Origin of the sequence: Variovorax sp. PAMC 28711, assembly GCF_001577265.1 — a bacterium.
Classification (GTDB): Bacteria; Pseudomonadota; Gammaproteobacteria; order Burkholderiales; family Burkholderiaceae_C; genus Variovorax.
Map to the genome: position 1 here is coordinate 3,206,505 of NZ_CP014517.1, position 24,952 is coordinate 3,231,456.

Genomic DNA, 24,952 nt, shown 5'->3' on the forward strand with positions numbered 1-24,952 from the left:
CCACGTCCGTCACCGTTTTCTGCACGGGGGCACTCGCGCTCAGCCCCCAGGAACAGGCGAACAAGGACGTGGTCCTCGCGTTCTACGAGACGGCCATCAACAAGAAGGACGCCGATGCCGCAGCGGCCTTCATCGGCCCCAAGTACATCCAGCACAACCCGCGTGCCGCGGACGGCGTCGAGGCGCTCAAGGGCTTCATCAACGGCTATCTGAAGAAGGCCAACCCCGCGCTCAAGGCCACGGTCCGGCGCGTGGTCGTGCAGGACGACCTCGTCGTTCTGCATGTGCAGTCGCTGGCGCAGCCCGGCGGCCCTGAGACCGCGATCGTCGACATCTTCCGCGTCGAGAACGGCAAGATCGTCGAGCACTGGGACGTCATGCAGCAGGTGCCCGAGCAGATGGCCCACGGCAACACGATGTTCTGACGCGCAGGTGGTGCCTGCGCGGCGCTACTGCGAGATCTTCCGGCCTTCCTCGACCTGGAATTCGAAGTAGCGCTGGAAGCTGAACACGATGCTGGACATCAGCACCGTGGTGCCGATCAGCAATGCGAACACGATGGCACCGATGGTGAACCAGTTGGTCTGGCCAGATGCCGCATCCGGCGCTGCGCCGGCGTTGAAGCGCGCGTTCCATTTCTCCGGGGTCATCAAGCCATAGACGATGGCCGTCAGGGCGCAGCCCGCGACAGTGAAACCGAGCAGGGGGACCAGCACCCAGCTCCACAGGTCGTCGAGCCCGTGCTGCTTGACGCGTTCGATGCCGTACAGACCGAGTGCCGTCGGGATCGGCAACAGCCATCCCATGAGGTCGCCGAAGCCGCGCAGGTAGAAGCGATGCAGTCCGAGCGGGCCACCGATGAAGCTCAGCCAGGCGGCCAGCGTTTTATTTTTCATCGCGTCCTTTTACTCCGGCGCGGTATCGCTTCCCTGACCAATCACCTTGTCCATGAGCACGACATCGCGCCACTGGCCGAACTTCCAGCCGCAGTCTTTCAGGATGCCCACGTGCGAAAAACCCTGCGCGCGATGCACGCCGACGGAGCCGACGTTGGCAGAGTCGCCGATGACGGCGATGAGCTTGCGCACGCCGACGGCTTCAGCCGCTTGCGTCAACGCGGCGAGCAGCTTCGTGCCCAGCCCTTGGCCGCGTGCGGCCTCCGCCAGGTAGATGGAGTCTTCGGCCGAGTAGCGGTAGGCCGGCCGTGGCTTGAACCAGTTGCAGTAGGCGAAGCCGAGCACTTCACCGTCTTGTTCCGCCACGAGATAGGGCAGGTCTTTCGACAGCACATCGGCCCGGCGTGCGGTCATGTCGGCCAGCGTTGGCGGCTCGGTTTCGAAGGTGCCGGTGCCGTGCAGCACGTGATGCGCATAGATCGCGGTGATGGCGGCGAGGTCGTCTTCGCGACTGGGACGAATGGTGGTCATGGGATGGGTGGCGCGAGGCCGAAATTGCAGAAAAGGCTGGCGGGCTATAATCGTGGGCTTTTCAGCGTGTCGCTGGCCGGGTGGCCATGTCGCGTGTCTCGACGCTGGAAGAACACCGTGTGCAGGCCTTTGATTTCGAAATGGCTTGCTGCACCACCCAAGGATAAATCATGGTCGTCATTCGACTCTCCCGCGGCGGCTCCAAAGGTCGTCCGTTTTTCAACATCGTCGTGTCGGACAAGCGGGTTCGCCGTGATGGCCGCTTCATCGAGCGTCTGGGTTTCTACAACCCGACCGCCAAGGAAAATGAAGAAAGCATTCGCATTGCCCAGGATCGCCTGACCTACTGGAAGAGCGTGGGCGCCCAAGCCTCGCCGACCGTGGTTCGCCTGATCAAGCAAGCCGCTGCCGCGGCTCCGAAGGCAGCGGCCTAAGCTGCCGGCTGCCCAGGCGATGTTGCCCACGCTCGAAGCCGCCGCACTGCCGGCGGATGCGATCGAGGTGGGGCGCATCGCCAATGCATGGGGCATCAAGGGCTGGTTCAAGGTCCTTCCCCACAGCGCCCAACCCGAGGCGCTCTTCTCATCCAAACGTTGGTTTTTGCAGCCTCCCGGCGGCGGAACCGGCACGTTCCGGCTCGCGATCCGCGAAGCCAAGGAACATTCGGACTGGGTCGTGGCCACATCCGACGATGTGCCCGATCGCAATGCGGCCGAAGCACTTCGTGGCGCGCGGGTGTTCGTGCCCCGCTCGAGCTTTCCGACCGCGGGCACCGACGAGTACTACTGGGTCGACCTGATCGGCCTCGAAGTGGTGAACCGCGAAGGCGTCGCGCTGGGTGCGGTGCGCGAACTGCTCGCCGCCGGCCCGCAGACCACGCTCGTGCTCGACGCGCAGCGCGACGGCGAGGCGATCGAGCGGTTGATTCCTTTCGTCTCTGCCTTCGTCGACGGCGTCGATCTGGCCGGCCGGACGATCACGGTCGACTGGCAGCCCGACTACTGACGCGCTTTGCGCACCGCCCATGCGCTTCGACGTCGTCACCCTGTTTCCCGAGTTGTTCGCACCGTTCCTGACGAGCGGCGTGACGCGGCGCGCCTACGAATCAAGGCAGGTCGAGGTCGTGCTGTGGAACCCGCGCGACCACGCTCAGGGAAACTACAAGCGCGTCGATGACCGTCCGTTCGGGGGCGGGCCGGGCATGGTCATGCTGGCGGAGCCGTTGTCCGCCTGCCTCGATGCCGTACATGCGGCGCGAGCCGACGAGCGCCTGGCGCCGGTCGTGCTGTTCTCGCCGATCGGTGACGTCCTGCGGCATGCAGCTGTCGAGCAGTGGTCGGCCAGCGCAGGCGCGGTATTGGTCTGCGGGCGCTACGAAGGCATCGACCAGCGCTTCATCGACTCGCGCATCACCCACCAGATCAGCCTGGGTGATTTTGTGCTGTCGGGTGGCGAGATCGCGGCAATGGCCCTGCTCGACGCCGTGGCCCGGCTGCAGCCGGGCGTGCTCGGCGACGAAGCCAGCCATGTGCAGGACAGCTTCAATCCGGCGCTCGACGGCCTGCTGGATTGCCCGCACTACACGCGGCCCGAGCAATGGAACGGGCAAGGTGTGCCGGCGCCGTTGCTGTCGGGCCACCATGTGCAGATCGAGCGCTGGCGCCGCGACCAGCGCCTCGCCATGACCGCCGAACGCCGCCCGGAACTCATCGCTGCCGCGCGCCAGGCAGGCCGGCTCAGCCCGGCCGACGAAGCAGCGCTCAAGAAAAAGCTATAATCCGCGGTTGCCCGATCCTCTGGCCGGCCGCGTCATCTTCAAAGTCAATTTTGAAAGAGAGCGCCTTTAGTGCAGCGCGGCCACGATCGACATCAGGAAATCATGAACCTCATTGAAACCCTCGAGCAGGAAGAAATCGCCCGGCTCAACAAGAAGATTCCGTCTTTCATGCCCGGTGACACGGTCATCGTCAGCGTGAACGTCGTCGAAGGCACCCGCAAGCGCGTGCAGGCCTATGAAGGCGTGGTGATTGCCAAGCGCAATCGCGGCCTCAACAGCGGCTTCATCGTTCGCAAGATCTCCAGCGGCGAAGGCGTGGAACGCACGTTCCAGACCTACAGCCCGTTGATCGCCGGCATCGAAGTCAAGCGCCGCGGCGATGTCCGTCGCGCCAAGCTGTACTACCTGCGTGAACGCAGCGGTCGTTCGGCACGCATCAAGGAAAAGCTGCAGCTCAGGGGCTCCAAGAGCGCCGCACCTGCAGCGGACGCACAGTAAGCTGCCCCTTGCCCCGCAAAAAGCCGCCGCTCTGGCGGCTTTTTGCATTCCTATTTCGAACTCAGCCATGACCCAGGATTCCGTCGAACCGATCAATGCAGCGCCTTTTGCGCCGTTGCCGTCGTTCGATCCGCGCACGGTGCCGGTCACCGCGGTCGACAGCGATCTGCCGGCGGTGCCGGCAACGCAGCTCACGCCGGCCGCTTTGCGTGCGCGCTTCGCCGCACCACCGCCCTGGGAGCCCGAGATCTGGCGCGAGCCGCGCTTTGCCGATCGCGTGCCGGCGCAGGCGTCGGTGTTGGTGCCGATCGTCATGCGCGACGAACCCAGCGTCATCCTGACGCAGCGCACCACGAACCTGTCGACCCATTCCGGTCAGGTGGCGTTTCCGGGCGGGCGAGTCGACCCTGAAGACATCAACGTCGCCGCGGCTGCGCTGCGCGAGGCATGGGAAGAAGTAGGACTCGAGTCGCGCTTCGTCGACATCCTCGGCAGCCTGCCGACTTACACGACGGGCACGTCTTTCATCATCACGCCCGTCGTTGCGCTGGTGCGGCCCGGGTTCGTGCTGACGAACAACCCCTATGAAGTCGCCGAATCGTTCGAGGTGCCGCTCGCGTTTCTCATGAATCCCGCAAACCACCGGCGCCACGTGATGGAGTGGGAGGCGAGCGATGGCCAGCATGAGCGCCGCGAGTGGTTTTCCATGCCGTACCAGGACGGCAAGCACGAGCGCTTCGTGTGGGGCGCGACGGCCGGGATGTTGCGCAACCTGTATCGTTTCCTGAGCGCCTGATGCCCGCGGCGACCGCGAAGTCGCTCGCTATCATCGAAGGATGAGCTTCTTTGCCATCTTGTGCGCGTTGCTGATCGAGCAGGTGCGCCCTCTCGCGTACCACAACCCCGTCTACGGCGGCGTGCTTGCGTGGACGCGCTGGACCAGCCGCAATCTCGATGCCGGCAAGTCGCACCATGGATGGATCGCATGGGCACTTGCGGTGTTCCTGCCCACCGGGCTGGCGCTGGGCGTGCACTGGCTGCTGGTGCTCACGTTGGGCTTGCCGTTCGCGGTGCTCTGGAGCATCGCCGTGCTCTACACGACGCTCGGCTTTCGTCAGTTCAGCCACTACTTCACCGACATCCGCGATGCACTCGACGTGGGCGACGAGCCGCTGGCGCGCTCGTTGCTCGCGCACTGGCAACGGGTCGAGGCGCTCGACCTGCCGCGCAGCGAGATCGTGCGCCAGGTCATCGAGCATTCGGTGATCGCTGCGCACCGTCACGTCTTCGGCGTGCTGGCGTGGTTCTCGATCCTGGCGGCGCTCGGACTCGGCCCGGCCGGCGCGGTGTTCTATCGCATGAGTGAATTTGTCTCGCGCTATTGGGCCCACAAGAACGGCGCGGCCGTGCAGCCATCGAGCGTCTGGGTACAGCAGGCAGCGGCCCGGGCTTGGCACGTGATCGACTGGCTTCCGGCGCGCATCACAGCACTGGGCTTTGCGGTGGTCGGCAGTTTCGAAGACGCGATCGACTGCTGGCGCAACGACGCCAAGCGCTTTCCGGACCTGAACGATGGCGTGATCCTGGCCGCCACTTCCGGTGCGGTGAACGTGCGCCTCGGCGGCGGCGCGTTGAGTCCAGCGCCGTTCGCCGACCCGCTCGCGCGCGCACAGGCCGGTGAGTCGGTTGTCGACGATCGCGGCGCCGACAGCGGCAGCACGCCGGGGCGGGAGCCCGAGCCTGCGCACCTGCGCAGCGTAGTCGGTCTCGTGTGGCGTTCGGTCGTGATGTGGATGGTGCTGCTGGCGCTGCTCACGTTGGCCCGGCTGCTGGGATGACGACTGGCCCGTCGTTCTGGAGCCCGCGCATCGCGACGCTCGCACCCTATGTGCCGGGCGAGCAGCCGCGCATCGCGGACCTCGTCAAGCTCAACACCAACGAGAACCCCTACCCGCCGTCGCCGCGCGCGATCGACGCGATCCAGCAGGCGGCTGCCAACGGGCTGGAGCGCTACCCCGATCCCACGTCGTTGGCGCTGCGTGAAGCCATCGCGGCACGGCACGGTCTGCAGGTCGATCAGGTGTTCGTGGGCAACGGCTCCGACGAGGTTCTGGCGCATGCATTCTTTGCGTTCTTTCAGCAAGCCGAGCCGCTGCTTTTCCCGGACGTCACCTACAGCTTCTACAACGTGTATGCGCAGCTTTACGGCATCGACTGCGCATTGCAGCCGGTTGACGACGGCCTGTGCATTGACATCGACGCGCTGGCCGCGCGCGCACGACAAGGTTGCGGCGGCGTGGTGATCGCCAACCCCAACGCGCCGACCGGCATCGGTCTTCCGCTCGCCGACATTGAACGGCTGTTGGCAGCGTGCCCGCAGCGTGTGGTGCTGGTCGACGAGGCCTATGTGGATTTTGGTGGCGAGAGCGCGCTGCCACTGATCGCCAGACACCCCAATCTGCTCGTGGTGCAGACTCTGTCGAAATCGCGCTCGCTCGCGGGTCTGCGCGTGGGCTTTGCGTGCGGCCACGCGCTGCTGGTCGATGCGCTCATCCGCGTGAAGGACAGCTTCAATTCGTATCCACTCGACCGCCTCGCCAGCGCCGGCGCCGTGGCCGCGCTGGAAGACGAGGCGTGGTTCCGGCAAACACGCGATGCGGTCGTCCACACACGCGAAGGCCTGGTGCTGTCGCTGGAAGATCTGGGCTTCGACGTGCTTGCGTCGCGGGCCAACTTCGTCTTCGCGCGACATCCGGCGCACGACGCTGCCGGGCTGGCGTCGGCGCTGCGCGAACGGGCGGTGCTGGTGCGGCATTTCAGGCAACCGCGCATCGCGCAGTATTTGCGCATCAGCATCGGCACGCGCGAGCAATGCGGCGCACTGGTGAGTGCCCTGACGGAAATCCTCGGCGCCTGAAGCGCGCCGATTCAATAGCGCGACTGGCTCAGCTCGGCGAACAATTCGCCGTAGATCCTGTAGCGCGTGGCGCTGATGGCGCCTGGCCTGGACGGGGTTTCGACGTTGGCGATCACGCCGCAGCCCGGTTCGTGCAGGTGCGTGCAGTTGTAGAACTTGCAGTCGTTCGCGTGCTCGGCGATGTCGGGCATCAGGCCGGCCAGTTGTGTCGGCGCGATGTGGTGCAGGCCGAACTCCTGGAAGCCCGGCGAGTCGATGAGGCCGGTGGTGCGCTCGGCGTCCACCCAATACCAGGTCGTGCTGGTCGTGGTGTGCTTGCCGGAATTGAGCGCATAGGAGATTTCGTTGGTGAGGGCGGTCGCGCCGGGCACCAGCAGGTTGATCAGGGTGCTCTTGCCGGCGCCCGAAGGCCCGAGCACCAGCGTGCTTTTGCCCGCAAGAAGTTTCAAGAGCGATGCCCGGTCGACGTCGCCCGATGCCTTCAGCGACAACGGCAGGACGCCGTGGTGCATGCGGCGGTAGGGCGCGAGCTTGGTCCATGCGCGCTCGAAAGGGCCGACAAGGTCGCTCTTGTTGAGCGCGATGATCGGTGTGATGCGTTCCGCCTCCGCCGCGATCAGCGCGCGCGCGAGCTGGTGTTCGGAGAATTCGGGCTCCGCCGCGATGAGGATCAACACATGGTCGAGGTTGGCCGCGAACGACTTGGTGCGGATCTCGTCCTGCCGGTAAAAAAGATTTCGCCGCGGCTCGACCTTCTCGATCGTGCCTTCGTCTTCGGTGGCCTGCCATTTCACGCGGTCGCCGACCACGGCCTGGCTTTTCTTGCCGCGCGGATGGCAGATGAGGCGCTCGCCCTCGGGGGTTTCGACGAGACAGTGACGGCCGTGACTGGCGATGACGAGGCCATCGCGCTGGGCCGCGGTCGCGGCGCCCGCGTTGGCAGCGGGGGCGCGGTGCGGCTTAGCCAACGGCGCGGTCCGTCATGCGGCGGCCGTCGACAGCAACGCGTCCGCCTGGCGCGCGCATTCGAAGTCGGTGGCGGAAAGTCCGCCGACATCGTGCGTGTTGAATCGCACCATGCAGCGGTTGTAATGCACCGACAAATCGGGGTGATGGTCTTGCGTGTGCGCGACGAAGGCCAGCGCATTCACGAACGCAATCGTCTCGAAGTAGTTCGTGAAGGTGAATGTTTTTTCGATCGCCACATTGGCGCCGTCGCCGGTGAGCTTCCAGCCGTCGAGTTGCGCCAGGCCGGCGACCACTTCGGTGGCCGTTGCAACGCGGCGCGGCAGGGTCTTCCAGTCCTTGGGCTTGAGCATGCTGGTCATGGTGTTACGTGTGTTGGGTCAGGCTGTGGCCATGCGCGCGAGGCGCTCGGAGGCCGGCGGGTGGGAGTAGTAGAACTTGACGAACAACGGATCGGGCGTGAGCGTCGAAGCGTTGTCCTGGTAGAGCTTCAGCAAAGCCGCCGAGAGATCGGCGCCGCTGGTCTGCGCAACGGCGTAGGCGTCGGCTTCGAACTCGTGCTTGCGCGACAGGCGCGCGGGCAACGGTGCGACGAAGAAAGCGAACACCGGCACGGCGAGCATGAAGAGCAGCAGCGCCAGCGCATTGTTTGGCGCGGCCATGTTGGGTGCCACGCCGAGGCCCGTATAGAACCACGTCTGCAAAGACACCCAGCCGAGAAGTGCGAAGCCTGCGAGGCTCAGCGCGAACATGGCCACGAGGCGTTTGACGATGTGGCGATGCTTGAAGTGCCCCAACTCGTGAGCCAGCACCGCCTCCACTTCGTCTGCATTCAATTGACGCAACAGGGTGTCGTAGAAAACGACGCGCTTGCTGGCGCCAAAGCCGGTGAAATACGCGTTGGCGTGTGCGCTGCGGGTGCTCCCGTCCATCACGAACAAGCCCTTGGCCGCAAAGCCGCAGCGATTCATGAGGGCCGTCACGCGCGCCTTGAGCGTCGGGTCGTCGAGCGGCTTGAACTTGTTGAACAGCGGCGCGATGAAGCTCGGGTAGACCAGCATGAGCAGGAGGTTGAACCCCATCCACGCCGCCCACGCCCAAAGCCACCACAGCGTCCCGGCCGCGCCCATCAGCCACAGGATGAGCGCGGCGATCGGTAGGCCGATCACCGCGCCGATCAGCGTCGACTTCAGGGTGTCGATCAGCCACAGCCGAAAAGTCATTTTGTTGAAGCCGAAACGTTCTTCGAGACGAAAGGTCTGCCAGAGCGAGAAGGGAAGTTCGAGCACGCTGCCGATCGCCACGAAGGCAACGAGCAGCACGAGCTGTTGCACCATGCCGCCGCCCATGGCCGCGAGCAGTAATTTGTTCAGGAGATCGAGACCGCCGAGCAGCGTCCAGGCGAGCAGTACAGCTGCGCCCCACGCCATTTCGATCAGTCCGAAACGCGCCTTGGCCACCGTGTAGCTGGCGGCCTTCTGGTGCGCAGCCAACGTGATGGTCTGCGCGAATGCTGCCGGCACGGCGTCGCGATGTGCCGCCACATGACGCACCTGGCGCGACGCGAGCCAGAACTTCACGAGCAGGCCGACGACGAGTGCAGCCGCGAAGACGGACGTGAAGAGAAGTGATGGGGTCATGGGGCGCCGAGTTTAGTCTCCGCGCGCGGCGCACGCAGCCCTTCGACGACAATCTCCCGATGCCTGAATCCAATGATCCGACCTCTCCCGCCGCCACTGTCACGCTCAAGAAAAGCGATCTGAACCTTGTCTGGCTCGACTGCGAAATGAGCGGGCTCGACCCCGAGAAAGAACGCCTGCTCGAGATCGCCGTCGTGGTCACCGGACCGGATCTTTCGCCGCGTATCGAAGGTCCGGTGCTCGTCATTCACCAGAGCGACGAGGTGCTGGAAGCAATGGATGCCTGGAACAAGGGCACGCATGGCCGCAGCGGGCTCATCGACAAGGTGAAGGCGTCGACGCTGGACGAAGCGACGGCGGAAAAGCAACTGATCGAATTCATCTCGCGCTACATCCCGAAGACGAGCTCGCCGATGTGCGGCAACACGATTGGTCAGGATCGCCGTTTCCTGGTGAAGTACATGCCGAAGCTGGAGGGATATTTCCACTACCGGAACCTCGACGTGAGCACGCTCAAGGAACTCGCCAAGCGCTGGAAGCCGTCGGCCTACAGCAGCTTCAAGAAGCAGCAGGCGCACACGGCGCTGGCCGATGTGCACGAGTCGATCGAAGAGCTCGCCCACTACCGCACGACATTTCTGCGTCTTGTCGATTGAGGATTAGGTGAAAACCCGGGGCCGTGCCATAATCGGTGGCTTCGCTGCATTGCCAAATTTGCAGCGTCTCTTGCATCTCCCTGTCTTGCACACCGCGCCCGATCACTCACCGTGATCAAAAAGGGCCGCAGCCTCAGGCTCTAGCCTGTAGTTGAATGTCGTTGGATGGTTGATGTTTTTAACCACCAACGGAGCGCCGCTCACGGCTGCGCTCGCGTAGAGAAATGAATCATGACCGACGCTTTTGAAGCGCAGGGCGAATTCGCGCCTGTGCAATCTAATGAATTTTCCGCCACTCCCGACGTCGCGTCGGAGGTGTTCATTCTCGAAACCCTCGAGGCCGTGGAACCTGCTGTCGAAGCCCCGGTGCTGCCGAACGGCTTCGTGCGTCTGGGCCTTGCGCCGGAACTGGTCGCCGCCACCACCGACCTCGGCTTCACCCAGCCGACCACCGTGCAAGACAAGGTCATTCCGCTGGCCATGGGTGGCAATGTCGATCAGAACGGCGCTGCCCGCTTTGTAGACCTGATGGTGTCGAGCCAGACCGGCAGCGGCAAGACCGCCGCCTTCCTGCTGCCTGTGCTGCACACGCTGCTCAAGCGCCAGGCCGATGCCGAAGCCGCTGCCAAGGAAGAGTTTCAGCGCCTTTCCGACGAAGCCCTTGCCCGTGGCGAAGCGCCGCTCAAGAAGGCCAAGCGCAAGGACCCGACCAACAATCGCAACTTCAAGGCCGCCACGCCCGGCGCCCTGGTGCTGTGCCCGACGCGCGAACTCGCGCAGCAGGTCGCACACGATGCGATCGAACTGGTGAAGCATTGCCGCGGCCTGCGCATCGCCAACGTGGTGGGCGGCATGCCTTACCAGTTGCAGATCGCCAAGCTGCAGAACGCCGACCTCGTGGTCGCGACGCCCGGCCGTTTGCTCGACCTGCAGCGCTCGATGCAAATCAAGCTCGACCAGGTCAAGTTCCTCGTGGTCGACGAAGCCGACCGCATGCTCGACCTCGGCTTCTCCGACGATCTGGCCGAAGTGAACCAGCTCACGAGCGGGCGTCAGCAAACCATGATGTTCAGCGCGACTTTCGCGCCGCGCATCCAGCAGCTGGCCCAGCGCGTGATGCGTGAACCGCAGCGCATCACCATCGACAGCCCGCAAGAAAAGCACGCCAACATCAAGCAAGTCCTGTTCTGGGCCGATAACAGCCAGCACAAGCGCAAGCTGCTCGACCACTGGCTGCGTGACACCACCATCAACCAGGCCATCGTGTTCGCGAGCACGCAGATCGAATGCGACGGCCTGGCGGCCGACCTGCAGCAAAGCGGCTTCAGCGCCGTTGCACTGCACGGTGCTTTGAGCCAGGGTCTGCGCAACCGTCGCCTGATGGCATTGCGCCAAGGCCAGGTCCAGATTCTTGTGGCGACCGACGTTGCCGCACGCGGCATCGACGTGCCGACCATCACGCACGTCTTCAACTTCGGCTTGCCGATGAAGGCCGAGGACTACACCCACCGCATCGGTCGCACCGGTCGTGCGGGTCGTGACGGTCTCGCGATCACGTTCGCCGAGTTCCGCGATCGCCGCCGAATCATGGACATCGAGCAGTTCACGCGCCAGCAGTTCAAGTCGGAAACCATCCCCGGCCTGGAACCGCAGCAACGCATGCCGCAATCGCGCCCCCCGCAAGGCGACTTCCGTGGCCGCAACGACGGTCCTCCGCGTGATCGCAAGTTCGGTGGCGGTGCCAACCATCGCGCACCGTCGGGTGGCTATGCCGGCGCATCGGGCTTCAACGACCGCGCACCGCGCGGTCCGGCTGGCCCGGGTGCGCGCCCGCACCATGCGGGCGGCGGTCACAACGCCGGCTTCGGTGCCGGCGCACGGGACGACGGTGGTGGCTTCGGCCGCAAGCCGGGTTGGGGCGACAGCGCCGCACGCGGTGGCGCTGCGCCCCGCCACAACGACGGCTTTGCACCGCGCGGCAATGGCGCAGGCCATGGCGGCGCCGGCAAGGTGTTCGTGCCGCGTGACGCCGCCAAGCGTCCGTCGAAGCCGACGCGCTGATTCGCTGATCGCAGAATCCTGAAAGCCCGCCTCGAAAGAGGCGGGCTTTTTTCATGGTTCACAGAGACGTGTTACCGCGGGCGCCGCTTAAAATGCAACAATAAGTACTACTGTGCTTGTCGAGCAGAAGTTGTAGAGCGCCATCCCGATCCAGGAAAGTTTTTGATGAGTCTTCGTTATCGGCCAGAAATAGATGGCATGCGGGCAGTAGCGGTCATCGCCGTTATCTTGTACCACTTGAAAATTTCCTTGTCCGCCGGGTATTTTTTACCGGGCGGTTTTTTAGGAGTCGATGTCTTTTTTGTATTGTCGGGTTACCTGATCACCGGACTGATCCTGAAAGAGTTGAACGAAACCAACACGTTCAGTTTCTCGAATTTCTATTCTCGCCGTGCGAGAAGGATTTTGCCGGCCTTGTTGTTGGTGATGATTTTCAGCATGCTGGTCGCGTGGACGCAATTGCTGCCAACGGAACTCACCCGATTCGCAAAATCCCTAATTGCCGCACTCGCGTTTGTCAGCAATATTTTCTGGTTCTTCACCTTGGGTGAGTACGGCGCCCAGTCGGGTCTTTTGCAGCCGTTTCTTCACACATGGAGTCTCTCCATCGAGGAGCAGTTCTATTTCATCTTCCCGCTGCTGCTGTTTGGCGTGCACAAATTTCGCGCCGGTCGCTGGACGAAGATCGTTCTTTACATACTTCTCGTATCGAGCTTTGTTGCGGCGCAAATCACGACGACCCATATTCACGCATTTCTTTCTTTTTATTCTCCGGTCAGTCGAGCCTGGGAGATGCTGGCAGGCTCTTTGTTGGCGTATTTAGAGATCGCTCGGAAGCAAGGTAAGTTGAATACATATCGCATAGCGAAGTGCATTCCAGCTGCCAGCGTGGCGGTGCTGATTTATTCTTTTTCGACAATTTCTCTCGAAGCATCGAGCCACCCGGGGTTCACCACGATTCCAGTGGTCCTCGCGTCATGTGCGCTGATCTGGTTCGCACAAAAGGGTGAACCGGTCACGCAATTGCTATCGTCAAAAGCCACCGTGTTTGTCGGCAAACTTTCTTACTCGCTTTATCTTTGGCACTTTCCGATCTTTGCCTTCGGAAGAATGCGGTTGGCAGGGGATCCCACCCTGCTTGACTACTCTGCCTGGCTCGCCTTGACTGCGACGCTTTCCTGGCTTGGCTATGCACTGGTGGAAAGGCCGTTTCGCCTCACCCTGTCCACCAAGGCGTTTGTTTCCGCCATCGTGGGCTCGTTGGTGGTCGTCGCCGCCTTTTCATTTGTCGTCATCCGTTACAACGGCTTTCCACAACGTCTTGCGGATGTTGCTTCGCTTTACGGCAAGAACGAAATCGACAATCAAAAGCTGGCTTATGAATCGACTTCGATCCTTCGCTCGCTGTCGCCCGGAGAAGTGATCGGTGATTGGAATGCCGGAACTGCCTCTCAACATGAGCGAAACGACCTATGGTTCACACCACAGGCGCGCAAAAAAATCCTTGTGATCGGAAATTCGCACAGCAAGGACGTTTTCAACGCGCTTTACCAAAATAGAGAAGCGCTTGATGGTGTTGAAGTCGCACGCTTTGCATTGGCCCAGGACCTGCCTGACAATGAGTTTGAATGGCTGTACTCGTCGCCAAATTTTGCTGCTGCAGACATCATCATTTTCGCGCCGAAATACAACAGGCTGACAGTTTCAGCGTTGAGCAAAAAAGTCGAAGAGATCATGGGAAAAGGTAAAAAAGTCGTGCTGCTTGGCAACGCGGCAGAATTCACACCGCCCGGCACGCTCCCGGTTTTCGATTGGTATATCCGGCGCGAAAATCATGCAGCAGTGAAGACCGAAGTCGATCGACTGGCATTTCAGTATGAAGGCATCAAGGCGAAATCTTACAATCGCGAAATCGAACAAATTGCCAACAGCCATGGCATCCCGTATCTGGATCGCCGCAGTCTCATGTGCGACGATGCCAGCAAAGTATGCGAGGTGGTCACGCCGGACAACATGAAAGCGATGTTCGACGGCGATCACTGGACACTCGAAGGCGCGAAATTCTTTGGGGCGCGCATGATATCCAGATGGTTTCGATCGCCACCGTTTCTGTGAGATGCCCAAGTAAGCCGTTTTTGCAACGAGCCACCGTCGAAACAATGTATCGACATCAGGAAGCCGCGCAACGTAATGCACCAACCTTGGCATCCGTCCGTCGACGACGTGTTGGCAAGAAGTCGCTTCGAGCGCGGCCGATTGATTGACGGCAATCAGCATTCGATCGGCTGCTGCTTCCACACGTCGAGAGATGCGCCTGCCGTCGATGAACCCGGCCACCAATACCCTGAAGACCGAATCGCTGACCGGGGCACCTTCGCCATCGGCAGTGGCCACCAGCGGTTCTGAAACCCGGACATCGAAGTCATCGGGTGCGTAGTCGTGGTCATGAAATGGCGTCACGCCAATGACGCTGTCACGCCAGACAGCGCAATGCCAGCGCAAATAAAAAAGGCCCGCATTTTCATGCAAGCCTTTGATACTTTGGTGTGGGGTGGTGGGCCCTGAGTGACTCGAACACTCGACCTACGGATTAAGAGTCCGCTGCTCTACCAACTGAGCTAAGAGCCCCTGTCTGACAAGCATCGCTGCTATCAGGCAATCCTTCGATTATAGCCCAGAAAATTCGCAAGTCTCAAGCGCCGAGGCTACGATGCGCTATCAAACAAGGAACGACCATGATCGATGCAAACACGCGGCAGCACGTCGTGATGACGGGCGCAGCCGGCGCGCTGGGCCGCGCGGTGGCGCAGTATTTTCTGGATCAGGGCGCGCGCGTTGCGCTGCTCGACCACAGCGCGGAACACCTCGCCAGCACCTATCCGGGTCTGGACAATTCGCAACATCTGCTGATCGCTGCGGACGTCACTTCCGCCGATGCGGTGTCGGCAGCTGCAGCGCAGGTGCTGGCCGCCTTCAAGCATGTGGACACGCTCGTGCACATCGCCGGCGGCTTCGCGATGGGCGACGAAACCCATGCGCTCAGCCGTGCCGCGTGGGACCGGATGATGGACCTCAACGCCTGGTCGTTTGTCGCTGTCACACAAGCCTTCGTGCCGTCGATGGTCGCGCGAGAGACCGGCAGCGTGATCGCGGTCACCGCGAAGACCGCAACGCGTGGCGTGGCCGGCATGGCGGCGTACATCGCGTCGAAGAGCGCGTTGCAGCGCCTGGTCGAATCGATGGCGGCGGAGTTGGCGCCGCGCGGCATCCAGGTGAACAGCATCGCGCCCAGCGTCCTCGACACGCCGGCCAACCGGCAGGCCATGCCGGAAGCCAATCCGGCCGAGTGGGTGTCGACGGCTGTGGCCGCGCAGACCATCGGCTTCCTCGCGTCGCCCGCCGCGGCCGCGTTGCACGGACAGCACCTGGCACTTGACGCCTGAAGGCAGACCCCATGACGCTGAAAGATCCTGTCTGGCTGGACCGCATGTACAACAACCGCGCGCGCGTGCCGGAGCACCCGGCGTACTTCGCGCGTTGGGCAAGCGATTCGGTGCAAGTGAGGGCGACTGCACGTGCTTCGCTGGACGTGCGCTACGGCGATGGCGTGAACGAGACGCTCGACGTCTTTCCTGCCGATCGTCCGAAGGCGCCGGTGTTGCTGTTCATTCACGGGGGCTACTGGCGTTCGCTCGACAAGAGCGACCATTCGTTTCTGGCGCCCGCATTCACCCGGCAAGGTGTCTGCGTCGTGGTGCCGAACTACGCGCTGTGCCCCGGCGCACCCGGGCGTCCGGTGACGATTCCCGATATCGCGATGCAGATGGTCAAGGCGCTGGACTGGGTGGTCCGCCACGCGGCGACTTATGGCGGCGACCCAGGCCGCATCACCGTCGCCGGCCACTCGGCCGGTGGCCATCTCGCCGCGATGCTGTTGAGCCTGCAGACCCGCCCGCCGCGCAACGCACTTTCGGTGTCGGGGCTCTTCGACCTGCGGCCGTTGATGCACACGCCATCCTTGCAGGGCGCACTTCAACTGACCGACGCCGATGCCCGCCGAGCCAGCCCCGCACTGTGGCCGGCGCCTCGGGGAGGGTGCCTCTACAGCGTGGTGGGCGGCAATGAAAGCGAGGAGTTCCTGCGGCACAACGCGCTCATTCGCAGAGCGTGGGGCGCGCGCGCAGTGCCGGTGTGCAAGGTGCTGCCCGGGCTCGACCACTTCAGCATCGTCGATGCGTTGGCTGAGCCGGCCCACGCGTTGCATCGCCAGGCGATGCAGCTGCTCGAAGCGTGATCACATCAGCAGGTGCTCGCCGTCGTTGGTGCCGCCCAGCGTCACGTAGTTCACCTTGCGGATGTCCATCAACTTCTTGCCGCCCGAGTAGCTGATCGAGCTCTGCACGTCCTGCTCCATCTCGATCAGCGTGTCCGCCAGTTTGCCCTTGATCGGCTCGAGGATGCGCTTGCCTTCGACGTGCTTGTACTCACCCTTGTTGAAGTCACTTGCCGAGCCGTAATACTCCTTGAAGAGTGCGCCGTCGACCTCCACGGTCTTGCCCGGCGACTCTTCGTGGCCTGCGAACAGCGAGCCGATCATCACCATGCTCGCGCCGAAGCGGATGCTCTTGGCGATGTCGCCATGGTCGCGAATTCCGCCGTCCGCAATGATCGGTTTGGTGGCCACGCGCGCACACCATTTGAGCGCGCTCAGCTGCCAGCCGCCGGTGCCGAAGCCCGTCTTGAGCTTGGTGATGCAGACCTTGCCCGGGCCGATGCCCACCTTGGTGGCATCGGCGCCCCAGTTCTCGAGATCGATCACCGCCTCCGGCGTGCCGACGTTGCCGGCGATCACGAACGATTTCGGCAGCTTGTCCTTGAGGTAGCCGATCATGTTCTTCACGCTGTCCGCATGGCCATGCGCGATGTCGATCGTGATGTATTCAGGCACGAGGCTCTTGGCGACGAACTGGTCGACGGTGTCGTAGTCGGCTTTCTTGACGCCCAGCGAGATCGACGCGAACACACCCTTGCTTTGCATCGTCTCGACGAACGTCAGGTTGTCCAGGTCGAAGCGGTGCATCACATAGAAATAGCCGTTTTGCGCGAGCCACAGGCAGATGGTCTCGTCGACCACGGTCTTCATGTTGGCCGGCACCACTGGCAGGCGAAAACTGCGGCCGCCGAGCGAGACGCTGGCGTCGCACTCTGAACGGCTTTCCACGCGGCACTTGCGTGGGAGCAAAAGAATGTTGTCGTAGTCGAAAATCTGCATGAACGAAGCTCCATTGATGATGAATGAGCGCTTGGTTCGGCCGGCTTTCCAGAAACGAAAAACCGGGCGCAAGAAACTTGGGCCCGGTGACTGATTTTACGCGGTCGCTTTCGCCGCGAAGCAATGGCCGTTCATATACCCCGCATACGCGCGGCTTTCTACAATCGACCGATGTTCACCGATACCGCGCCGCGCACCGACCTGCCACTGCTCCAGAACCTCAACCCGGAGCAACTCGCCGCAGTCACCTTGCCGGCCGGCAACGCGCTGATCCTGGCCGGGGCAGGCTCCGGCAAGACGCGGGTACTCACCACCCGCATCGCCTGGCTGCTGCAGACCGGCCAGGTCTCGCCCGGCGGCATCCTGGCCGTGACCTTCACCAACAAGGCCGCCAAGGAAATGATGACGCGGCTGACGGCGATGCTGCCCGTCAACGTACGCGGCATGTGGATCGGCACCTTCCACGGTCTGTGCAACCGGCTCCTGCGCGCGCACTGGCGGCTCGCGAGCCTGCCGTCCACCTTCCAGATCCTCGACACGCAAGACCAGCTTTCGGCCATCAAGCGGCTCATGAAGCAGTACAACGTCGACGATGAGCGCTTTCCCGCCAAGCAGACCCAGTGGTTCATCGCCGGCGCGAAAGAAGATGGCCTGCGTCCGAAGGATGTCGAGATTCGCAGCGACGACGACCGCAAGAAGGTCGAGCTCTACCAGCTGTACGAAGAGCAATGCCAGCGCGAAGGCGTCGTCGATTTCGGCGAGCTCATGCTGCGCAGCTACGAATTGCTGCGCGACAACGACCCGGTGCGCGAGCACTACCAGCGGCGTTTTCGCCATGTGCTGATCGACGAGTTCCAGGACACCAACCGTCTCCAGTACGCGTGGATCAAGATGCTGTCGGGCAACACGCGCGAGGGCCGTTTCGTGCCGGGCGACAGCAGCGTGATCGCGGTGGGCGACGACGATCAGAGCATCTATGCGTTCCGCGGTGCGCGCGTCGGCAACATGGCCGACTTCGTGCGCGAGTTCGCGGTGTCGCACCAGATCAAGCTGGAGCAGAACTACCGCAGCTACAGCAACATCCTCGACTCCGCCAACGCGCTCATCAGCCACAACACCAAGCGGCTCGGCAAGAACCTGCGCACCGACCAGGGCCCCGGCGAGCCGGTGCGCGTCTACGAATCGACCAGTGATTTCGCCGAGGCGCAATGGATGGTCGAGGAGATGCGCCAACTGGTGCGCGAAGGATTCGACCGCAAGGAAATGGCGGTGCTCTATCGCAGCAACGCGCAGAGCCGGGTCATCGAAACGGCGTTGTTCAACGCCTCGGTGCCGTACCGCGTGTACGGCGGACTGCGCTTTTTCGAGCGGGCCGAAATCAAGCACGCGCTGGCCTATCTGCGGCTGCTCGAGAACAAGGACGACGACACGAGCTTCCTGCGCATCGTCAACTTTCCGCCGCGCGGCATCGGTGCGCGCACCATCGAGCAGTTGCAGGACGCCGCGCGCGCCTACGACAACGGAAAAGGCCGCTCGCTGCACGATGCGGTGCATGCCGTGCCGGGCAAGGCGGGTGCCAATCTCACCGGCTTCGTCGCGAAGATCGACGTGCTGCGCGAGCAGACGCAGAACATCTCGCTGCGGGAAATCATCGAACTGATCCTCGACCACAGCGGGCTCATCGAGCACTACAAGGCCGACCGTGAAGGCGCCGACCGCATCGAGAATCTGGAAGAACTGGTCAACGCGGCGGAGAGCTTCGTCACGCAGGAAGGCTTCGGCCGCGATGCGGTGGCGTTGCCCATCGACGAGTTGCGCCAGTCGCCGGCGAGCCAGGGGCTGAACCCGAACCTGCCGGTGCTCGACGAAGCGATGGAACTCGCGCCCGATGCCGAGACCGGCGAAACGCTGAGTCCGCTCGCCGCGTTCCTGACGCACGCTGCGCTGGAGTCGGGCGACAATCAGGCGCAAGCCGGCCAAGACGCCGTTCAATTGATGACGGTGCATGCCGCCAAGGGCCTCGAGTTCGACTGCGTCTTCATCACCGGCATGGAAGAGGGCCTCTTTCCGCACGAGAACGCGATGAGCGACCACGAGAGCCTCGAGGAAGAGCGGCGCCTCATGTACGTGGCGATCACGCGTGCGCGCAAGCGGCTGTACATGAGCCATTCGCAGACCCGCATGCTGCACGGCCAGACGCGCTACAACGTGAAGAGCCGCTTCTACGAAGAGCTGCCCGAAGGCGCGCTCAAGTGGCTGACGCCGAAGAACCAGGGCTTCGCGCCCTCGGCCTTCGGTTATGGCGGTGGCTACGCGACGTCGCGCCCGGGTGGCGGCGCTTCATCGTCGTATGCCAAAGACACCTTTGCCAGCCCGCCGGTGCCTCCGCAAAAGACGGCGCCTTCGCACGGCTTGCGGTCGGGCATGCAGGTGTTCCATAACAAGTTCGGGGAAGGCACGGTACTCGGCCTCGAAGGCACCGGCGACGACGCCCGGGCCCAGGTGAAGTTCGTGCGGCACGGCGTGAAGTGGCTGGCGCTCTCGGTGGCCAAACTCACGCCGGTCTGAGCGGCGCGCCGCTCGGGCGCCTACTCCGCGTCGAAGCTGTCGCGGAAGGTGAACCAGGTCGAGCTGAGCGACATGGCGGCGAGGATGAGGGCGCTGCCCACCATCAGGGCACTGCCGATGGCCGAGGCGCCATCACCCAGCGCGCCGACGCTGACCAACACGGTCGCCAGCAGGCCGAGCGCGATGCCGGCGAGCATGAACACGCCGAACCACGACAAACCGAACATGGCATAGGCGGTGAAGTTGCGGAACAGCGCAATCACGCTGAAGAACAGGCTCTTGACGGGTTCGACGTGGTGCCAGTGGATCAACGCCGGCGCGTGCCACATCGCGAGCGATAGCGGCAGGTTCAGCGCCATCACCAGCAGACGGGCCGTCTGGAAGTCCGAACTGCCCATCACCTCGGGCGTCAGGTCGGCATCGAACAGATAGGCCTTGGCCAGCTGGCCACCATCGATCAGCGCCGAGAGCGCGATCGCGACCACGAAATACACGGCATAGATCACGCCCAGCGTCACCATGGGTCGCCATTGCGCGCGCATGGCGCCGAATGCGGCCATGAACATGGCCGGCGCGGTCGGCTTGTCGGTGGCGTTGTCGTGCGCGACCGCGGTCGCGACCATCAGGCCCAGCGTCATGAAGGGCAGCAGGATGGGCGCGACGATGCTGCCGAGCAGAGGGATCTGCGACACGATCGAGATCACCGCCATGAAAAAGAAGAACAACGACACGAAGGCCAGCGGCTGACGCCAGAAGGTCCGCAGTCCGAGGCGGACCCATTCGACGCCGGTTTTCGCCGGCACGATGTGAAGTTTCATGGTTTGGATGTCAGGCGGCGACCGGCTCGGGCGCAGGGGAGGTCACGGCGTATGGGGCGGGGGCGCGTGCGCGTTCGCGCAGCACACGTTCGAAATGGGCGGGATCATGGGCCTTGAGCATGCTGGCTTCGCGTGGCAGGTGGAAGTCCCACAGCCTCGAAATCCAGAAACGCAGCGCTGCGGCCCGCAACAAGGCGGGCAACAGTGCGCGTTCGGCGCCGGTGAGCGGGCGCACCGCCGTGTAGGCATCGAGCAGGGCATCGGCGCGCGGTGCGTCGTGGCGGCCGCTCTCCAGGTCGATGGCCCAGTCGTTCAGGCACACCGAGAGGTCGAAGAGCCAGGTGTCGGTGCCGGCGAAGTAGAAGTCGAAGACGCCGGTGAGCCGCGGCGCGGCGCCTTCGGCGTCGGTCGCGAACATGGCGTTGTCGCGAAACAGGTCGGCATGCACCGGCCCGCGCGGCAAGGCCGCATAAGCCGACGATTCGGCCACATGGTTCTGGTAGGCGAGTTCGCTTCGCAGCAACGCCGACTGGGCATCTTCCAGGTAGGGCAGCACCACCGGCGCGGTGTCGTTCCACCACGCCAGGCCGCGCAGGTTCGGCTGGATGCGGGGAAAGTCGCGGCCGGCCAGATGCATTTGCGCGAGCATGCGGCCGAGCTCGGCACAGTGCGCGGCAGTCGGCGCGAGCACGCTTTGGCCGGCAAGCTTCTGCACCACCGCTGCCGGCTTGCCCGCGACCGTGTGCAGCAGCTCGCAGGACGCCTGCGTAGCGATCACGTCGAGCACGTGGGCGGTGGCTGGCGGGGCTTGCGGATCGGCTGCAGGCGCCGGCACCGGAATGCCGCGCTCCGCCAGGTGCTTCATCAGGCAGAGGTAATAGGGCAGCTGTTCGAAGCCCAGGCGCTCGAACACCGTCAGCACGAACTCACCTTGCTCGGTGGTCGCGAAGTAGTTGGTGTTCTCGATGCCGCCCTCGATGCCGCGCAATGCGGTGAGTGCACCCAGGCCGAGTCGCTGGACGAGCGCGTTCGCTTCGTCGAAGCCGACTTCCGTGTAGACCGCCACGACGCCGTACGGTCAGAACTTCAGGACGTTCCAGACGCGCGGCCCGGTGCCGTTGCCATTGGAGGCTTCGCCCGGGCGCGCGCCGTTTTCGGGCCGCACTTCGTAGCCCGGCACGTTCGCTTTCGGCTGGACGGCGATGCTCTGCGTGCGGCCCCCGTAACGCACCTCGTCGACCTTCGCACCCGAGTCTTCGACGTGAATGTTTTCGATCTTCTGGTTGCGTCGCGCCGAATCCTGGTCCTGGCTCGGCAGCGCCTCGGCAGCGATGGGTGCGGGCGGCGTCGCGTTCTGGGCCACGGCCCAGCCAAAAGGCGCGACGCAGGCGAGAGTCACGGCGGCGCGGCGGACGAACAGGAAGAGGGTGGAGGGCATGGGAGCGATTGTAGGTGGCCGCCCATGGCCCTGATGTCGGAAGGCAACGCGGCAAAATGCCCCGCATGACCGACAAGAAAACCCTGCTGCTCGTCGATGGATCGAGCTATCTCTACCGCGCATTCCACGCCATGCCCGACCTGCGCGCGGTGCCGGGCGATCCGGCCAGCCCCGCCACCGGCGCGATCCGCGGAATGATCAACATGATGCAGGCGCTGCGGCGTGAGGTCCGGGCCGACTACGCGGCGTGCGTTTTCGACGCGCCCGGCAAGACGTTTCGCGACGACTGGTATCCCGACTACAAGGCCAACCGCTCGCCGATGCCGGACGACCTGCGCAGCCAGGTCGTCGCCATCCACGAAGTGGTCCGCCTGATGGGCTGGCCGGTGCTGTGCGTGCCCGACGTGGAGGCCGACGATGTGATCGGCACGCTGGCGCGCACCGCGGCCGACCAGCAGATCGAAGTGATCGTGTCGAGTGGCGACAAGGACCTCAGCCAGCTGGTCGACGCGCACGTCACCATCATCGACACCATGAACGGCAAAAAGCGCGACGTGGCCGGCGTGACCGCTGAATTCGGCGTGCCGCCCGCGCTCATGGTCGACTACCAGACGCTCGTGGGCGACACCGTCGACAACGTGCCCGGCGTTGACAAGGTCGGCCCCAAGACGGCGGCCAAATGGCTCATGCAATACGGCTCGCTCGACGGCTTGCTCGAACATGCCGCGGAAATCAAGGGCAGGCCGGCGAGAACCTCCGCAATGCGCTCGACTGGCTGCCGCAGGGGCGTCGCCTCGTCACGATCCGCACCGACTGCGACCTCGCCGGGCATGTCTCCGGGCTGCCGGCGATGGACGGGATCGCCATGAGTGCACAGCGAACGACCGAGCTCAAGGCGTTCTATGAGCAGTACGGATTCAAGAGCCTGGTGAAATCGCTCGAAGCACAGGAAGTGCCGCCGGAACTGATCGAAGACAGCATCAAGAAGCACAAGGCCGACGACCAGAACCCCGGCTTGTTCGACGAGTTCGCTGCACAAGCGGCCGATCGCGCTTCCAACCTGTCGTACGACACAGTGATGACGTGGGAGGCCTTCGACCGGTGGCTCGCGAAAATCGAGGCTGCCGACCTCGTCGCGCTCGACACCGAAACCACCTCGCTCGACGAAATGCGTGCGGAGATCGTGGGCCTGAGCTTCAGCGTGACGCCGGGCGAGGCGGCCTACATTCCGCTGGCCCACAACTACCCCGATGCGCCCGAGCAGCTGAACCGCGAGGAGGTCATCGCACGGCTTAAGCCCTGGCTCGAGGACGGCGCAAAGAAAAAGCTGGGCCAGCACGTCAAGTACGACCGGCACGTGCTCGCGAACCACGGCGTCGAGGTGCAAGGCTATGCGCACGACACCATGCTCCAGAGCTACGTGCTCGAAGTGCACAGGCCGCACGGGCTCGGCAGCCTGGCCGAACGCCACCTCGGGCGCAGCGGCATCTCGTACGAAGACCTGTGCGGCAAGGGCGCGCACCAGATCTCATTCAGCCAGGTCGACATCGCGAAGGCCGCCGAATATTCCTGCGAAGACAGCGACCAGACGCTCGACGTGCACCGCGTGCTGTGGCCCCAGCTGCAGGCCGACGAGAAGCTGATGTTCATCTACCGTCTGGAGATGGATTCGAGCGAGGCGCTCTACCGCATCGAGCGCAACGGCGTGCTGATCGATGCGCCGCTGCTCGCCACGCAGAGCCACGAACTCGGCACGCGGATCATGGCGATCGAGCAGGAGGCCTATGAGATCGCCGGGCAGCCGTTCAACCTCGGCAGCCCGAAACAGATTGGCGACATCTTCTTCAACAAGCTCGGTTTGCCCATCGTCAAGAAAACGCCGAGCGGCGCGCCCAGCACCGACGAGGAGGTGCTGGAAAAATTGGCCGAGGACTATCCGCTGCCGAAGAAGATCCTCGAGCACCGCGGCCTGTCCAAACTCAAGGGCACCTACACCGACAAGCTGGGCCAACTCGCCAACCCACGCACGGGCCGCGTGCACACGCACTACGCGCAAGCGGTTGCCGTCACGGGGCGGTTGAGCAGCAATGATCCCAACCTGCAGAACATCCCGGTGAAGACCGCAGAAGGGCGCCGTGTGCGGGAGGCCTTCGTGGCGCCGCAGGGCAGTGTGATTGCCAGCGCCGACTACTCGCAGATCGAGCTGCGCATCATGGCGCACATCAGCGGCGACGCCTCGCTGCTGCGCGCGTTCACCGAAGGCATCGATGTGCACCGCGCGACGGCCGCCGAAGTGTTCGGCAGCACGCCCGAGCAGGTGACGAGCGAGCAGCGCCGCTACGCGAAGGTGATCAACTTCGGGCTCATCTACGGCATGAGCAGCTTCGGCCTGGCGCGCAACCTCGGCATCGAAACCAAGGCGGCCGCCTCGTACATCGATCGTTACTTCGCGCGCTATCCGGGCGTGAAGATCTACATGGACGAAACCAAGGCGCTGGCCAAGGAAAAGGGCTACGTCGAGACGGTGTTCGGTCGCCGGCTCTATTTGCCGGAGATCAATTCGCCCAACGGTCCGCGCCGTGGCGGTGCCGAGCGCGCCGCCATCAACGCGCCGATGCAGGGCACGGCAGCCGACCTGATCAAGCTCAGCATGGTGAAAGTACAAGACGTGCTCGACGCCGAGCGGCGCGGCACGAAGATGATCATGCAGGTGCACGACGAACTGGTGTTCGAAGTCCCCGAAGACGAAGTCGAATGGGTGCGCGTCGAAGTGCCGAAGATCATGGCAAGCGTGGCCGATCTGCAGGTGCCGCTGCTCGCCGAGATCGGCTTCGGACCCAATTGGGAAAAGGCGCATTGACCGTTTTGCCCAAGGGATTTGGCCTTCCGGCGCAGACTGCGCTCTCGCCCATTT

The 24,952-nt window shown here is 63.6% G+C and carries 25 protein-coding genes and 1 tRNA gene; 16 read left to right on the forward strand and 10 right to left on the reverse strand.

Going from position 1 to position 24,952, the window contains the following annotated elements; genetic code table 11:
• Positions 1–68: 68 nt before the first annotated feature.
• A complete protein-coding gene (locus AX767_RS15505) occupies positions 69–425 on the forward strand; it encodes a nuclear transport factor 2 family protein (RefSeq protein WP_237288477.1) in 357 nt (118 codons plus the stop codon).
• A gap of 24 nt (positions 426–449) precedes the next feature.
• Here the strand turns inward: AX767_RS15505 and AX767_RS15510 are convergent, their stop codons facing one another.
• Both AX767_RS15510 and AX767_RS15515 read right to left on the reverse strand, forming a co-directional pair.
• Positions 450–896 carry a hypothetical protein gene (locus AX767_RS15510; protein WP_068632152.1) on the reverse strand — a complete coding sequence of 149 codons (447 nt, stop codon included), beginning with the start codon at positions 894–896 and terminating at the stop codon, positions 450–452.
• A gap of 9 nt (positions 897–905) precedes the next feature.
• Complete coding sequence (locus AX767_RS15515) at positions 906–1,427, reverse strand: GNAT family N-acetyltransferase (RefSeq protein ID WP_068632153.1); 522 nt, start codon at positions 1,425–1,427, stop codon at positions 906–908.
• Positions 1,428–1,597: 170 nt separating this feature from the next.
• On the opposite strand from AX767_RS15515, the gene rpsP reads away from it, so the two are divergent.
• The 7 genes from rpsP (at position 1,598) to hisC (ending at position 6,619) form a co-directional block, all read left to right on the forward strand.
• A complete protein-coding gene (rpsP, locus tag AX767_RS15520) occupies positions 1,598–1,861 on the forward strand; it encodes a 30S ribosomal protein S16 (RefSeq protein ID WP_068632154.1) in 264 nt (87 codons plus the stop codon).
• Positions 1,862–1,880: 19 nt separating this feature from the next.
• The gene (gene rimM / locus AX767_RS15525) at positions 1,881–2,432 is read left to right on the forward strand and encodes a ribosome maturation factor RimM (RefSeq protein ID WP_068632155.1); all 552 of its coding nucleotides are present in this window, start codon (positions 1,881–1,883) and stop codon (positions 2,430–2,432) included.
• A gap of 19 nt (positions 2,433–2,451) precedes the next feature.
• Complete coding sequence (trmD, locus tag AX767_RS15530; protein ID WP_068632156.1) at positions 2,452–3,204, forward strand: tRNA (guanosine(37)-N1)-methyltransferase TrmD; 753 nt, start codon at positions 2,452–2,454, stop codon at positions 3,202–3,204.
• Between the two features lie 102 nt (positions 3,205–3,306).
• A complete protein-coding gene (gene rplS / locus AX767_RS15535) occupies positions 3,307–3,702 on the forward strand; it encodes a 50S ribosomal protein L19 (protein ID WP_068633765.1) in 396 nt (131 codons plus the stop codon).
• A 67-nt stretch (positions 3,703–3,769) separates the two neighbouring features.
• Entirely contained in the window at positions 3,770–4,498 is a 729-nt protein-coding gene (locus AX767_RS15540; protein ID WP_068632157.1) for a CoA pyrophosphatase, read from the forward strand.
• Between the two features lie 40 nt (positions 4,499–4,538).
• Positions 4,539–5,540, forward strand: a complete 1,002-nt coding sequence (locus AX767_RS15545; RefSeq protein WP_068632158.1) for a CobD/CbiB family protein — start codon at positions 4,539–4,541, stop codon at positions 5,538–5,540.
• Positions 5,537–6,619, forward strand: a complete 1,083-nt coding sequence (hisC, locus tag AX767_RS15550; RefSeq protein WP_068632159.1) for a histidinol-phosphate transaminase — start codon at positions 5,537–5,539, stop codon at positions 6,617–6,619. Before AX767_RS15545 ends, hisC begins: the two co-directional genes overlap by 4 nt.
• 11 nt (positions 6,620–6,630) lie before the next feature.
• On the opposite strand, the gene rsgA is transcribed toward hisC, so the two are convergent.
• From rsgA to AX767_RS15565, 3 genes are read right to left on the reverse strand one after another with little or no spacing between them, the layout of a single operon-like run.
• The gene (rsgA, locus tag AX767_RS15555; protein ID WP_068632160.1) at positions 6,631–7,587 is read right to left on the reverse strand and encodes a ribosome small subunit-dependent GTPase A; all 957 of its coding nucleotides are present in this window, start codon (positions 7,585–7,587) and stop codon (positions 6,631–6,633) included.
• A 12-nt stretch (positions 7,588–7,599) separates the two neighbouring features.
• Positions 7,600–7,947 (reverse strand): 4a-hydroxytetrahydrobiopterin dehydratase, encoded by a 348-nt coding sequence (locus AX767_RS15560; protein ID WP_068632161.1) that lies wholly within the window; start codon positions 7,945–7,947, stop codon positions 7,600–7,602.
• 18 nt (positions 7,948–7,965) lie between these two features.
• Positions 7,966–9,225 carry a M48 family metallopeptidase gene (locus AX767_RS15565; protein WP_068632162.1) on the reverse strand — a complete coding sequence of 420 codons (1,260 nt, stop codon included), beginning with the start codon at positions 9,223–9,225 and terminating at the stop codon, positions 7,966–7,968.
• A gap of 59 nt (positions 9,226–9,284) precedes the next feature.
• Here AX767_RS15565 and orn point away from each other — a divergent pair, with 59 nt between their 5' ends.
• The 3 genes from orn (at position 9,285) to AX767_RS15580 (ending at position 14,057) form a co-directional block, all read left to right on the forward strand.
• The gene (gene orn, locus AX767_RS15570) at positions 9,285–9,881 is read left to right on the forward strand and encodes an oligoribonuclease (RefSeq protein WP_068632163.1); all 597 of its coding nucleotides are present in this window, start codon (positions 9,285–9,287) and stop codon (positions 9,879–9,881) included.
• Between the two features lie 231 nt (positions 9,882–10,112).
• Positions 10,113–11,942 carry a DEAD/DEAH box helicase gene (locus AX767_RS15575; RefSeq protein WP_068632164.1) on the forward strand — a complete coding sequence of 610 codons (1,830 nt, stop codon included), beginning with the start codon at positions 10,113–10,115 and terminating at the stop codon, positions 11,940–11,942.
• A gap of 165 nt (positions 11,943–12,107) precedes the next feature.
• Positions 12,108–14,057 carry an acyltransferase family protein gene (locus AX767_RS15580; protein WP_082755033.1) on the forward strand — a complete coding sequence of 650 codons (1,950 nt, stop codon included), beginning with the start codon at positions 12,108–12,110 and terminating at the stop codon, positions 14,055–14,057.
• Between the two features lie 437 nt (positions 14,058–14,494).
• Here AX767_RS15580 and AX767_RS15585 read toward each other — a convergent pair.
• Positions 14,495–14,570 (reverse strand) — tRNA-Lys (locus AX767_RS15585).
• Positions 14,571–14,677: 107 nt separating this feature from the next.
• Between AX767_RS15585 and AX767_RS15590 the strand changes: the two genes are divergently transcribed.
• Both AX767_RS15590 and AX767_RS15595 read left to right on the forward strand, forming a co-directional pair.
• Positions 14,678–15,385, forward strand: coding sequence for an SDR family NAD(P)-dependent oxidoreductase (locus AX767_RS15590; protein ID WP_068632166.1), 708 nt, complete (start codon positions 14,678–14,680; stop codon positions 15,383–15,385).
• A gap of 11 nt (positions 15,386–15,396) precedes the next feature.
• On the forward strand, positions 15,397–16,236 hold the full coding sequence (locus AX767_RS15595) for an alpha/beta hydrolase (RefSeq protein ID WP_068632167.1): 840 nt from the start codon (positions 15,397–15,399) through the stop codon (positions 16,234–16,236).
• On the opposite strand, the gene AX767_RS15600 is transcribed toward AX767_RS15595, so the two are convergent.
• Positions 16,237–17,214 carry a GMP reductase gene (locus tag AX767_RS15600; protein WP_068633767.1) on the reverse strand — a complete coding sequence of 326 codons (978 nt, stop codon included), beginning with the start codon at positions 17,212–17,214 and terminating at the stop codon, positions 16,237–16,239. It lies immediately after the preceding gene.
• A 171-nt stretch (positions 17,215–17,385) separates the two neighbouring features.
• On the opposite strand from AX767_RS15600, the gene AX767_RS15605 reads away from it, so the two are divergent.
• Positions 17,386–19,782, forward strand: coding sequence for a UvrD-helicase domain-containing protein (locus tag AX767_RS15605; RefSeq protein WP_068632168.1), 2,397 nt, complete (start codon positions 17,386–17,388; stop codon positions 19,780–19,782).
• Between the two features lie 20 nt (positions 19,783–19,802).
• Here the strand turns inward: AX767_RS15605 and AX767_RS15610 are convergent, their stop codons facing one another.
• From AX767_RS15610 to AX767_RS15620, 3 genes are read right to left on the reverse strand one after another with little or no spacing between them, the layout of a single operon-like run.
• On the reverse strand, positions 19,803–20,600 hold the full coding sequence (locus tag AX767_RS15610) for a BPSS1780 family membrane protein (RefSeq protein ID WP_068632169.1): 798 nt from the start codon (positions 20,598–20,600) through the stop codon (positions 19,803–19,805).
• Positions 20,601–20,610: 10 nt separating this feature from the next.
• Complete coding sequence (locus AX767_RS15615; protein ID WP_068632170.1) at positions 20,611–21,666, reverse strand: homoserine kinase; 1,056 nt, start codon at positions 21,664–21,666, stop codon at positions 20,611–20,613.
• Between the two features lie 12 nt (positions 21,667–21,678).
• Complete coding sequence (locus AX767_RS15620; RefSeq protein ID WP_068632171.1) at positions 21,679–22,038, reverse strand: hypothetical protein; 360 nt, start codon at positions 22,036–22,038, stop codon at positions 21,679–21,681.
• A 65-nt stretch (positions 22,039–22,103) separates the two neighbouring features.
• Between AX767_RS15620 and AX767_RS22280 the strand changes: the two genes are divergently transcribed.
• Positions 22,104–22,907: a 5'-3' exonuclease gene (locus tag AX767_RS22280; protein WP_443082750.1), complete on the forward strand. Its 804-nt coding sequence runs from the start codon at positions 22,104–22,106 to the stop codon at positions 22,905–22,907.
• Positions 22,814–24,898 carry a DNA polymerase I gene (gene polA, locus AX767_RS15625; protein WP_443082785.1) on the forward strand — a complete coding sequence of 695 codons (2,085 nt, stop codon included), beginning with the start codon at positions 22,814–22,816 and terminating at the stop codon, positions 24,896–24,898. Before AX767_RS22280 ends, polA begins: the two co-directional genes overlap by 94 nt.
• The last annotated feature ends 54 nt before the right edge of the window (positions 24,899–24,952 follow it).